The sequence below is a fragment of the Ehrlichia ruminantium genome (genome assembly GCF_009728835.1).
Lineage (GTDB): Bacteria > Pseudomonadota > Alphaproteobacteria > Rickettsiales > Anaplasmataceae > Ehrlichia > Ehrlichia ruminantium_B.
Genome location: NZ_CP033455.1, coordinates 1,360,763 through 1,373,782 on the forward strand (window position 1 = coordinate 1,360,763; position 13,020 = coordinate 1,373,782).

9 protein-coding genes are annotated in these 13,020 nt (G+C 28.3%); 4 read left to right on the forward strand and 5 right to left on the reverse strand.

Annotated features, from left to right (window positions below):
- The first annotated feature begins 30 nt into the window (after positions 1-30).
- Both purH and EDL80_RS04655 read left to right on the forward strand, forming a co-directional pair.
- Positions 31-1,545: a bifunctional phosphoribosylaminoimidazolecarboxamide formyltransferase/IMP cyclohydrolase gene (gene purH, locus EDL80_RS04650; protein ID WP_158407010.1), complete on the forward strand. Its 1,515-nt coding sequence runs from the start codon at positions 31-33 to the stop codon at positions 1,543-1,545.
- A gap of 121 nt (positions 1,546-1,666) precedes the next feature.
- A complete protein-coding gene (locus tag EDL80_RS04655) occupies positions 1,667-1,918 on the forward strand; it encodes a hypothetical protein (RefSeq protein WP_269144138.1) in 252 nt (83 codons plus the stop codon).
- Positions 1,919-2,918: 1,000 nt separating this feature from the next.
- Here the strand turns inward: EDL80_RS04655 and pgsA are convergent.
- Positions 2,919-3,473 carry a CDP-diacylglycerol--glycerol-3-phosphate 3-phosphatidyltransferase gene (gene pgsA, locus EDL80_RS04660; RefSeq protein ID WP_196492736.1) on the reverse strand — a complete coding sequence of 185 codons (555 nt, stop codon included), beginning with the start codon at positions 3,471-3,473 and terminating at the stop codon, positions 2,919-2,921.
- A gap of 348 nt (positions 3,474-3,821) precedes the next feature.
- Here pgsA and EDL80_RS04665 point away from each other — a divergent pair, with 348 nt between their 5' ends.
- Positions 3,822-5,138, forward strand: a complete 1,317-nt coding sequence (locus EDL80_RS04665) for a cbb3-type cytochrome c oxidase subunit I (protein ID WP_158407012.1) — start codon at positions 3,822-3,824, stop codon at positions 5,136-5,138.
- An 844-nt stretch (positions 5,139-5,982) separates the two neighbouring features.
- Here the strand turns inward: EDL80_RS04665 and EDL80_RS04670 are convergent.
- Positions 5,983-6,621 (reverse strand): SURF1 family protein, encoded by a 639-nt coding sequence (locus tag EDL80_RS04670; RefSeq protein ID WP_158407013.1) that lies wholly within the window; start codon positions 6,619-6,621, stop codon positions 5,983-5,985.
- A 412-nt stretch (positions 6,622-7,033) separates the two neighbouring features.
- Between EDL80_RS04670 and EDL80_RS04675 the strand changes: the two genes are divergently transcribed.
- A complete protein-coding gene (locus EDL80_RS04675) occupies positions 7,034-8,860 on the forward strand; it encodes a pentapeptide repeat-containing protein (RefSeq protein WP_158407014.1) in 1,827 nt (608 codons plus the stop codon).
- A gap of 176 nt (positions 8,861-9,036) precedes the next feature.
- Here the strand turns inward: EDL80_RS04675 and EDL80_RS04680 are convergent, their stop codons facing one another.
- The 3 genes from EDL80_RS04680 to EDL80_RS04690 all read right to left on the reverse strand — a co-directional run bounded on the left by EDL80_RS04680 (position 9,037) and on the right by EDL80_RS04690 (position 12,985).
- Entirely contained in the window at positions 9,037-10,476 is a 1,440-nt protein-coding gene (locus tag EDL80_RS04680; RefSeq protein WP_158407015.1) for a hypothetical protein, read from the reverse strand.
- Positions 10,477-10,540: 64 nt separating this feature from the next.
- The gene (locus tag EDL80_RS04685; protein WP_158407016.1) at positions 10,541-10,747 is read right to left on the reverse strand and encodes a hypothetical protein; all 207 of its coding nucleotides are present in this window, start codon (positions 10,745-10,747) and stop codon (positions 10,541-10,543) included.
- 978 nt (positions 10,748-11,725) lie between these two features.
- A complete protein-coding gene (locus tag EDL80_RS04690; protein WP_158407017.1) occupies positions 11,726-12,985 on the reverse strand; it encodes an iron-containing alcohol dehydrogenase in 1,260 nt (419 codons plus the stop codon).
- Positions 12,986-13,020 lie beyond the last annotated feature (35 nt).

Sequence of the window (13,020 nt, forward strand, 5' to 3'; positions counted from 1 at the left end):
TTAACGTATATATTATCTATATAAAAAACTATGAAAATTAACAGAGCAATTATATCAGTATATAATAAGACAAACATTATTGACCTTGCAAAATTCCTAGTAGAACAAAAGGTTGAAATTATTGCAACAAGCAGTACTTATAAAACCTTAGTAGATGCGGGATTACAAGCTATAGAAATATCTGACTACACTAAATTTCCAGAAATAATGGATGGTAGGGTTAAAACATTACACCCAAAAGTTCACGGTGGAATATTGAGTAACCGTAATAGTCATACTGAAGAAAGTAAAAAGTTTGACATACAAAATATAGATTTAGTCATAGTAAACCTATACCCTTTTTCTCAGGTCGCTAGTATCAAAACTTCAACTGATGATCAAATAATAGAACAAATAGATATAGGTGGGATAACTTTACTTAGATCTGGTGCAAAAAATTTTAATAATGTAGCTGTAATCTCAGATATAAACGATTATAATACATTACAAACAGAAATGACCAATAATAACAATGGAACAACATTATCATATAGAAAATATCTAGCAGCAAAGGCATTTGCTATTACATCAACTTATGACAGTGCTATACACAATTGGCTAAACAATAATCCTCAAGATATTTTACCAAACACATTTATTATTCATGGAAATAAAGTACAAGATCTCAGATGCGGAGAAAATCCTCATCAAAAAGGTGCATTTTACAGCACTTTAACAGATAAGTATCCATTAAAACAATTACATGGTAAACAGTTAAGTTATAATAACATAGTTGATATAGAAGCTGCCATTAACATAGTAGCAGAATTTACAGAACCAGCTGCAGTAATTATAAAGCATAGTAATCCTTGTGGAGCAGCAACTGCTGATGATATCACAAGTGCTTATAATAAAGCTTTTGCATGTGATCCAAAAAGTAGTTTTGGTGGTATTGTTGCTCTTAATAGGGAAATAAATGAAGAGATAGCAGAAAAAATTAATCAAATTTTCATTGAAGTAGTAGTAGGACCATCTATTACAGATAAAGCAATAGAAATAATACAAAAGAAGAAAAATGTAAGGATCATTTTATCTACAGAATACAATCTGCCAAAATATACTATTAAGAATGTTAGTGGGGGATTTTTGTTGCAGGAAAGTAACACAAATAGATTATCAGAAAAAGATTTAATACAAGTTACAAATTTCCCAGTATCACCTGATATAATTTCTAATTTGCTATTTGCATGGAAAATATGTAAGCATGTAAAGTCTAATGCAATAGTTATTGCACGAGACCATCGTGCAATTGGAGTTGGAGCTGGACAAATGAGTCGTGTAGATAGCTTGGAAATTGCAATAAAAAAATCCAAAGATTGCACAGGGGCTGTTTTAGCATCTGATGCATTTTTCCCATTTACAGATAGTATACTACTCAGTGCATCTGCAAAAATAAGTGCAATAATTCAACCTGGAGGGTCATTACGTGATCAAGAGGTAATAGAAGAAGCAAACAATCAAAAAATAGCAATGTTCTTTACTAATATTAGAAATTTCTACCATTAATAATCACAAGCTTATTAGGTAGATCTATAACATTACTACTTCTTCAATACTTTTAAAGCATTTATGTCATGTAGTTCTGTGTACTACAATTTATTTAGATAAGAAAATTATATAGTAATCGATTACCCTTGCAGAAGGTATATCCGGTTCCCAAGAAAATTTTGTTAAAGAAATGAACCAAATGGCAACAAAACTACATCTCACAGCTTCACACCTTACTAACGTTACAGTAGTACGACACAACAACCAAACAACTTCAGCACGTGACGCAATAACACTAGCACAAAGATTGTTTAATGACTTCCCAGAATATTATTACTTATTTTCAACAAAAATTTGTAAAATCGATGTTATATCCACCAATGTCAGGTAGCTTAAGTATAAAAGTAATCACAAAATACTCATACTTTTTACCCTAAAAGTTTTATTTATAGCATTATAAAAATACATAACTCTACTTACACTACTTTGTATTCTAGTGAGGAATTGTACATTTTAGCATAACAGAGATAAAATCATTAAAAATACATTATAGTAACAACTAATTTACTAAGTGGATAAAGGACGAACACAACATTGCTATTTTTACTCAGGATTGATTAAATATAACCAAACTCAGTACACTCAAATTAACAAGTAATACAGTATAAAGACAGTAAAAAATACCTACAGGATATATTAATATTAGAAACCTCTTTGATTATTTAATGATAAATAATCAGTATTATTTACAGTAATCACTAATCCATCCAGCAAACACAATATCATTATTTCTAATTACAATCGATTAAATATAACAAAACCAATCACATTTGAATTAACAAGTAACATAGTACAAAGATAGTCAAAACACTCAGGATATGTTACAAAAACCTTTTTGATTATTTAATAATAAATAACCAGTATTATTTATAGTAATCACCAATCCACCTAGCAAATACAATATCATTATTTCTAACTACAATTGATTAAATATAACAAAACCAATCACATTTGAATTAACAAGTAACATAGTACAAAGATAGTCAAAACACTCGGATATGTTACAAAAAACCTTTTTGACTCTTTAATAATAAATAACCAGTATTATTTATAGTAATCACCAATTTATCAGATAGCAGTAAACACAACATCTTTATTTGTACATAAAATTGATAAATATCACAAAGTTAAGGCATTACATATTAAATCAACAAGTCATACAGCAAAGACACTTTAAAAAAACACTACAGGCATACTAACACCAAAAATTTGATTATTTAACAAGAAAATAAAAAAGTATCATGAATGAAATAACAACAAAACTCTAATACATTAAACTTAATGTTAAAAGACAGTATGTATAACTTATCAATGCTAATACAATCCTATATTTATTCTTGAGAATAAATATGTTTCAGAGCTACACATATATAGAGGTATGCAGAATACACAGTCAATATTGCTGCTATATACAATATTATATCTGCAATATACATAAAACAATAATCCAGTATTAACATACCAATAGCTGCCATTTGGATAAATGTCTTAATCTTTCCTAGTTTTATAACAGGAATTCTAACATCCATAGAAATTAAAAATTCTCTAAGTCCAGAAATTAAAATTTCTCTACAAATTATTATAACAACAGGTATTATAGTTAACTTAGTGATTTTTCCTATATATACCAACATAATCAGAGTTGCAGACACAATTAGTTTATCTGCAATTGGATCAAATAATCTCCCAAACTTAGACTGAGTTTGCCATATACGTGCCAAATAACCATCAAAAAAATCTGTAATACATGCAAAAATAAAAATAACAAATGCAATATAATTTGAACCATTACTCTGTAAAAAAAAACTGCAAACTATAGCAGGAATTGCAAGTACTCGCAACACAGTTAATAGATTAGGCAAAGTTCTTCTAAAATAACCACCCATATTATATAATGCTCTATGTTTCACCTTATGATAATGATAATCTAAACAACTTCAATACTTATATTGAAAATTATGTATACTCTAGATAAAATTAATAAATCAATTTTCTCTTTTTTATATATAATTATAACAAATATAATCAAAATGAGTTTATATTTAGAAAGTAATCAAGAACACGTCATAAAAAAATAATACCCACATAATTAAACTAATATTTATACTTAACTACTGTAAAATATATTTAATATTAAATTAAACAATTCTTTTAATAAAAAAGAATATCAAATATCCTTGTTTACTTTTTATAGCAAGTCTATAATCCGTTACACATAATTAAAAAATTTGGCAATGTCTTATATCAACAATTATAACATACATCTATGCCGCAAATGGCTACTATTAGGAACATTTGCTTTAGCAATATCTGGTATATTATCTATATTTATTGTATTACTAAGACTTCCTATATCAAAGTCTTTTTTTGCTGACGTTAATAGGATTTTTGATACATCATTAGTTATACATGTCAATTTATCGGTCCTAGTATGGGGATGTTCTATAATTTCAATGATATCAAGTTTTATGATATCAAATATTAAGTACTCAGGATATTTCAAATATTTGTGCTATTCTGCATTTACTGGAACATTATTAATGATACTGTCTACTTTTTTCACTAACGCAGAACCAATAAAGAATAACTACATCCCTATAATCAATAACCAATATTTTCTACTAGGATTACTAATATTCATCATGAGTATACTTTGTTATTCAATACTTTCAACAAAATGTCGCAGTTCTAAAATATTACAAGGTATTTCACTGGGAATTTATGGAAATTCAATAATACTTATATGTGCAATTTTATGCTTTAGTATGTCCTATTATACAATACATACACAAAAGTATACTCCTGTATTATTCTATGAGCATATGTTTTGGGGTGGAGGACACGTATTACAGTTAGCATTCAGTCAAACCCTACTACTAGTATTTATAATCATGCTAGAACAGAAAAGTAAATTTTTACAAACAAACATAGTTAATATCATTTTTTCGATTAATACACTATCTACTATATTTACACCAATTGTATATATATCTAACCCAGCTGATTCACAGTCTATTATAGACTTTTTCACTTGGCATATGCGTATTGCTGGAGGATTCATTCCCATATGCTTATTTATACTTGCACTATTTAACATTAAAACACTATCTAACCCTAAATACCATAGTTTAATATGTGCAATTTTACTATTTAACTATGGTGGGATTTTAGGAATATTAAGTATGCAAGGGAATGTAACAATACCTGCACATTATCATGGATCTATAGTTGGAATGACAATAGCATTTATGGGATTCATTTATTGGATAATACCAAAAATCGGATTTAGCAAAATTAACATCACCATAGCTAACATACAAATCTACATTTATAGTCTAGGACAGTTTTTACATATAACAGGGTTAGAATGGTTAGGTGGATACGGAGCTATAAGGAAAGTAACACATCTACCCAGTACAGCATCAAAAATTGCACAGCATTGCTTCACATTTGGCGGGTTAATGGCTATTATTGGAGGGTGTTTGTTTGTTATACTAATATTACAACAAGTCTGTAAGAAGGAATCACACTTGCAACCGCTAAAACAATAGATTAACTACAATGCAAACCTTATTCTATAATTATCTTTCAAGATAAACAAAAATAATAATATGTTCATCAAGTAATCTTGTATAATTTTCAACAGTACGTTACACTTTACTTATACATTCTGTAATAACACACTTATTACCCTTACTCTTAATAATTTTGAATAACAAGCTTTATAATATCAACACAAATCGTAGTACCCATATTAATGCACACAAAACCAAGTAATTAATGTACCTTAACCATTATCATCTCCAAATGGAACGCTATACTCAATATACATATTCTACAAGAACATATTTATTGTCCTATTTTCGACAACTTTTTGAATAGTAATTCCTACCTGCAATATCAGTATACACATTCTAACAATCATACTAACGCACACAACATCAAGTAATATGTACCTTAACCATTATCATCTCCAAATGGAACGCTATACTCAAATACATATTCTACAAGAACATATTTATTGTCCTATTTTCGATAACTTTTCGAATAGTAATTCCTACCTGCAATATCAGTATACACATTCTAACAATCATACTAACACATACAACATCAAGCAATATGTACCTTAACCATTATCATCTCCAAATGGAACGCTATACTCAAATACATATTCTACAAGAACATATTTACTGTCCTATTTTCGATAACTTTTCGAATAGTAATTTCTACCTGCAATATCAGTATACACATTCTAACAATCATACTAACACACACAACATCAAGCAATATGTACCTTAACCATTATCATCTCCAAATGGAACGCTATACTCAAATACATATTCTACAAGAACATATTTACTGTCCTATTTTCGATAACTTTTCGAATAGTAATTCCTACCTGCGATACCGATATATATATACATATCCTAGTAACCATATCAATGAGAGCAAATACCAAGTAATAATATATTCTAGATGATCATTTCTAACTTTTAATGGAGCATTAGATTTAATCACATTAAAATCTAATGTATTACTCATCCATATTACACAACTTTCTAATGGCACACCTATTGTTTTTGCCATACTTTCTATATCAAACCAAAACCACAGGTTATGATCAATATCATTCTTTACAAACCATCCAATTTTTTTTTCATGATCACAATATAGAATACCAGTAATACTACGTTGATCATTATCAAAAAGTTCAAGCTTTACTCCCTTATCAATTACTGTCCCCTTATTTACCAATATATGTCTGCCATCACTTAAATGAAACGGCTGCAATACGTAATAGCCTAGAGTACCAGCAAAAACAAAAAACTTATGACTATTATCAAAAGATCCACTTGCAATTACATTATGATAACGTTGTTTTATAAGGTCACTGTCTGATAACTTCATAGGAACAGCTTGCATATTATGAATAATAATATTTTTTTCCTTTAACCTGAATATTTGCCATGTACCAAGTGCTACCATAACAGAAAATGGAATAATAAGAGTAAGAACAAGTTTTATAAACCACATTTTTTATACACTTTATATTATTTCATCACTGATTTAACATATTCATTGGATTATAATACTACAGTATACAAAATCTCGAACAATCTTGCCATTCATATTATTTCAACAATTAGAAATGTAAATCAAAATAATGCTTTATATTTCCTAGAATGCTTAGCAAACATCATAAATTATCATGTAAACATCTTTACAATTAAGCATTATATAGTATACTTTGGACTAATATAGTATACCAAAAATGATATTATAAAATTTATGTTAAAATTAATCACCAGGTAAACATGCCATATATAAAAAAGAATAGATAATATAAAATATATAATACAAAATTAACATTAACCAATTTTATGAAACTTATTATTTATAATAAAATCAAGTTATACTACCGACAATTTATATAGATTTATATAATATGAAATACTATGCAATATTTATTACAATCTCAATTTTCTGTGTTTCACTAGTATATAATGCTAACAACTCTCATGCCAACACTACAAAGGAAAATAAAGATGAAACTACAGAACAACAAGACCTTTTTTCTATAAAACACACTACACATACAAAAGAAGAATTTATCAATTTCATAATAAAATGTCATTCCAAAGGAATACCGTTAGATTTCAAGAAAGAATTTGGAAATAACTTATCAGGAGCAGATTTTAGTGATCTAGATCTCAGAGGATCAGTATTTAACAGCATAAACTTATCACATGCAAACTTTACACGCACTAATTTATCTAACTCAACTTTTATAAATTCTAATATGCAGAGAGCATCTTTTATACACGCTAATCTAAGTAGATCTAGTATAAAGGATTCAAACTTAAATTTTGCTAATTTTACATCTGCAGATTTACAAAAAACTACAATTGATAAATCGAAACTTGATAACACAAACTTCAGCTATTCAGATATGCGTTTTTCTATTTTAAATGAAGTAAGTGGACTATCTACAAATTTTTCAGAAACAGAATTAACATCAAGTTTAATTTCCGAATCTCAAATACAAAATGCAAATTTTCACGACATAGAAGGGGATAACATAACTATACAAAGCTGTAATCTATCATCTTCTAACCTATTTGGAGCAAATTTATACAATTCAAGAATACAATTTTCTAATCTAACAAACTCCATATTATACGGAGCAAATTTAGATTCATCAGATATCACAGGTAGCAACCTTAGCAACAGTAATATGGCGGTATCAAATATAAGTTCTTCTAATTTTCAAAATGTCAACCTAAGTAATACAAATATGTCTTTTGTAGATGCCTATTACACAAATTTTAAGAATACAAATTTACATAATGCATTCATGAATAATGCAACTTTAATCGGTGTAAACCTAAATAACGCTACATTATCTCATGTAAACTTAAGCAATACAGAAATTACAAATGCAAGTATACAAGAGTCTGACATGCAATCTGTAATACTTGATTCAACTAATATTATTAAATCCAACTTCAATAATACTATTTTAATAAATGCAATCATTAAGAATACAATATTTTATAATTCAGACCTTACCATGGTATCAATAAAGAATTCTGAATGGAGTAATTCTAAAATAAATACAAGTATTTTAAATTTTGCAACTATAGATCACAATACTATAACAAACAATACTTATAACAAGATAGGAGCAACAAATACGTTATGGTCTAATTCGACAATAGAGGCTACAAATATAGAACACAGTAACCTTAGCTTTTCAACTTTTAGTAATAATACAATAAATAAAACAAATTTTTTTAGTAACAATCTAGAATCTGCAGAAATAAGGGAATCTAACTTTAATGGATCTAGCATTTACCATAACATTTTAACTAACTTTGACTTCAATGACTGTAATATCACAAATACAATAATTATCGCTAATAAAAACTTTACAAACAAGCCTTCTCAAGGAATTACATCTCTTAAAGCACTACAGAATACAATAAGAAATAACAAAAGATTTGACGTAAATTTCTCTAATTTTAATTTTAGAAAACTAGATTTAAGTGATACAGATTTTTCAGATTCTATATTACAGAATGCAAACTTCTCTAATCTAACATTAAAAAACGTAAACTTTTCCAATACTAATCTACAATCTGCTACATTTAATAACTCAGAGCTTATTAACGTTAACTTTTCTAATGCTAATTTAGAAAATGCAAACCTATTAAATGCAAAATTGCATGAAACAAACACAGAAAATGCAAACTTACGTAATATCAAAAACTAACTTATCAGTAAAATGTTTATATCAGTATTTTAACACTAAGCATAGTTTCATAAACAAAAAGAAATTTCAATTCAGTAATACTATCTTAATTAAGGCAATAAACATATTGACATTAATTTACTAAATTTAACTAAAATCTCTAGAATAATATCGCTGAAATATACCTAAACATAGATTTATCTTGTATATTCTTGTTTCTTGTGATCCTTAACTTCCTTTTCTTCATAACATAACAACTCATTACCATTACCTGCACCAGGATAAGAAGTAGATGCTGCACATACTAGTTCATACTCCTTTACCATAAGATAAAGATTACACATATTTTCTACATTTGCATGACAAATAATATTATTACTTATACTTTGTATAATATACGAAAATTTTTCACAATTTTGTTCAACTAATTGACACCACCTACTTGCAAAATTAGGCGAACTCACACTAAGTAGTATACTAGGATACTTCATACCACCTAAATCCACTAGACCATAATCATATAATAATGATGTAACATAACATTTAAATTGAAATACTTCAGATAACTTATACATAAATGCTACTAATCCAGTATTATGCAATTTATCGAACCTAGCGCAATAATACCGTTTAGTTTCATAATACAAATCAACATTTCTACACACAAGACCCAATTGAATACCACAACTTACAATCAGTAAGTCTATCATATCTAGCACTACAGGTGGATAACTTGTTTTTCTACAGAGTTTTGCAGATATCAAATGATTTAACAACTCTATCGATGCTGCATAAAAACTTGAACTATAACTTGTATAATTATCAATACCATCATTCTGACAATCTAGATAACATGTAAAAATAGACAGCATACTAATTCGACACTCTGCATTTGATTTACACTTTTGTAAGATCTCATGTGCTTCAATGCAAATCCGGTCAATTACATAAAAGTCCATACTATTTAAACAGGTTAACAACATTGCATTTCCTACTGCAGAAACATTCAATGCAAAAGCAAGTTGTGAGCATATATTTAACTTTAAAAGAGACACAGCCATGTTAGCATGCGATGTAATACCTGATAACACATCATAATATACCTTATTCATACTCAAAATATTATGCTCTACAATAAACAATTCTCCCAACAATTCACAAAGATAACTAAAATGTAGATTTTGTAATCTTGCTAGAATTTGACCGGGAATTTGACCAGGTATATTAGCAAACTTTGAAGAATATTTTCCTGATACCATGCTTTCCTGAAGGTCATCAACATGTTCAGTAGGAGTAAGTGTTAATTTATCTACATAATAAGTCAATTGTCCTACGCATGTACTAGGAAAAGGTACCCCATAAGTTTTGTTATGTGTTATAGCTCCTACATAGAAGTTCGATTTCTTCCCAAGTGGTCCTGTACTTTTAATATGTTTTGATTCCTGACTGCTAAGTTTAATTTTCTCCCTTTTTGACTTAGCACTTTGTTTTACATCTATTTTCTCAAGTGCACTACTTGGCTGTTGAGTTTCTTGTTTTAATATTACAGTACCATGCTGACCTCTCCTTTTTGGTCTAGCACCTTGTTTTATATATACATCTTCAAGTGTACTACTTGCTTGGCCTTTGTCCACCAATTCTCGTTCTGATATAATTTGAAAAGAAGCACCCTCTTCAACACTAGCTACACACTGTGTACCTTCATATGTACTTTGTTCCCCCCCCCCCCTCTTCTAAAAAAAAATCTTGACCTACAAGATCTACAGGTTGCTCAGTACTTTTTGTACCTCTCGTATCAGATTCACCATCTGTTGTACAAATTTCACTAGTTATATCATCTCCTTGACCATCAGGAGCCTTCTTCTTTTTATTTACATCATATAACATATAAAAAGAACACATTAACACACTTCGCCTTAAAATAACACAAGACAAATAAAATGTTAATTACTTTTTGAAGGAAATATGTATTTTTACATACATCGGATTTCCAACTTTAACAATATTAACAAAAACTCTATAAGGCAGATATTACCTACTCTAACTTTCCCAATATATCAAATTACGATCACAAGTAAAAATTAAGGAATTAATATGAAATTGCTGTTACAAGCTTTGGATATTGCACTATAACTGAATCCGATTAAACTATAAATACTACATTGTTATACGTTAGAATACTACTATTAGTGAAAACAGAATTAAAATATATAGCATTTATATTATTTACTTTCCACAAACATACGTTAGTCAGCTTCCACTTATTTAATAATAGCTACTTAAAAACTGTTCTACTAATCTATTACCCATGATCATAAATTAATTACAAAAGTTAAAACTATTACAGTAAAATTAGAGATATAAATTATTAAACATAACCCATATTTACATCAACAACTGCATTTATACGATACATCTGTAATTAGATAATTATGAAGCTATATACTACATAACACATATAGCCAATTAATAGCAACACAACAAACCCCTTATTATAAATTCTATACATATTTGAACACCAAAAACTACTTACATACCCAATAACTAATACAGTAAATATTTATTAACAGAAGTTTCTATCTAGATGCATTTGCTATACACAACAATACATCTTGCATATATACCTATATTTATAACTTAAGCCTTATACAAATATATACCTCTCTAAGTCACAAGTATTAAACTAGTAAGACTATAATGTACACATACAGTAACAAACATATGTGTTTCAATCTTTTTAAAAATTTCAATACTGAATTATATAATACACATATAAATATTAAAAACTTGTCTTGTTTGTAAACAGCCATCATATAAATAGAACTTCATACATGCTTAGTTATGAACAAATTCATACAAAAAACTTTAAATTCAGGTGTTTAAACATTAAATATGTTCAACTACTGGCAGTCTTGCATGATGTGCAATATCAAGAAACGTAAATCTTCGCCTAGTAACAAATGCAAACTCAGCGGCTTTACTATATTTTCTAGAGTCCCATCCAATATGTTCCGGTTTACAAGGACAATCTACATTAACTAACATATCCCTTATTAAAATGCTGGATAAAGTTTTTTCGTGAATCATATCAACAATATCAGACCACTTATTGCAGATCAAACTATTGAGATTATCAGCTTTTTGCTGATCAATAAATTTTTCAGTAAGTATATCACAAAATTCCTCAGCATGCTGCACCTGAAAATACTCTTTTATACTGTCACTACTAATTAATGTAGGATACAATATAGGTACCTGTTTAAGTATCCTTTTCTGCAAGCATTCCATAATAACAGAACTCACTCCAATAAATTCACCATGAAAAAAGGACATATTATTTTGTAGGATTTCTATGGTATTAGCAATCATATGCTCTCCTTGACTAGCAGATTCGCTTCCTCCTACAATAAACATTCCCAGTCCAGATAAAAGTAAAGCTTGCATCAAAACCATAATACTATGTTCATCACGTTTTACTAACCCTAAATATTCAGCTAATAATGCCTCTTCACTCGCTCTACTTATTAAAAATGGTAGTTCAGTATATTCATTCCCTAACAATATGTGCGACAATAACCAATCCGCTTGTACTGTAGACCTACAAATAAAATCAGCAAAACCACTGACTATTAACCTTTGTGGCGCATTTACAATAATATCTATATCTACGTATATAGCTTTAGGTAAATGAGCTTTTAATGACTTTTTATTACCACAATTAAATGTTATAGATGCATTTGATGAACTATATCCATTCATAGAAGGAGCTGTCGGAAATGAAATATAACTTTTATTTGTAATATAACTTACATATTTACAAATATCATTGACTGTTCCGCTGCCAAAAGATACTAAAATATCAGCATCCTGAGACTTTTTTTGAATTAAATCTACCAACTCTTGAGAAGCACAATACTTATGCAAGATTATAAAATTTTGAAAAGTACTAAATACTACCTTATCCAATAAAGCAGCAGTATTTATATCAGCTACTATAAAAGCATGATTACCATATTGTTTAATGATATCACATATATTAGAACTTATTTTTCTATCAATATATATACTATTTATAACATTAACTATTGAATTTAACTCACAAAAATTTTTATCAAGTAAAACTTGCTTTAAAAATTTATCATACATAATAAAAAACAAGTAATATGCTATTATTCTAATTT

Bases quoted from the DNA above. Each gene is read 5' to 3' on its own strand.
- purH (WP_158407010.1), top strand. From the start codon at position 31: ATGAAAATTAACAGAGCAATTATATCAGTATATAATAAGACAAACATT.
- pgsA (WP_196492736.1), bottom strand. From the start codon at position 3,473: ATGGGTGGTTATTTTAGAAGAACTTTGCCTAATCTATTAACTGTGTTG.
- EDL80_RS04665 (WP_158407012.1), top strand. From the start codon at position 3,822: ATGTCTTATATCAACAATTATAACATACATCTATGCCGCAAATGGCTA.
- EDL80_RS04670 (WP_158407013.1), bottom strand. From the start codon at position 6,621: ATGTGGTTTATAAAACTTGTTCTTACTCTTATTATTCCATTTTCTGTT.
- EDL80_RS04675 (WP_158407014.1), top strand. From the start codon at position 7,034: ATGAAATACTATGCAATATTTATTACAATCTCAATTTTCTGTGTTTCA.
- EDL80_RS04690 (WP_158407017.1), bottom strand. From the start codon at position 12,985: ATGTATGATAAATTTTTAAAGCAAGTTTTACTTGATAAAAATTTTTGT.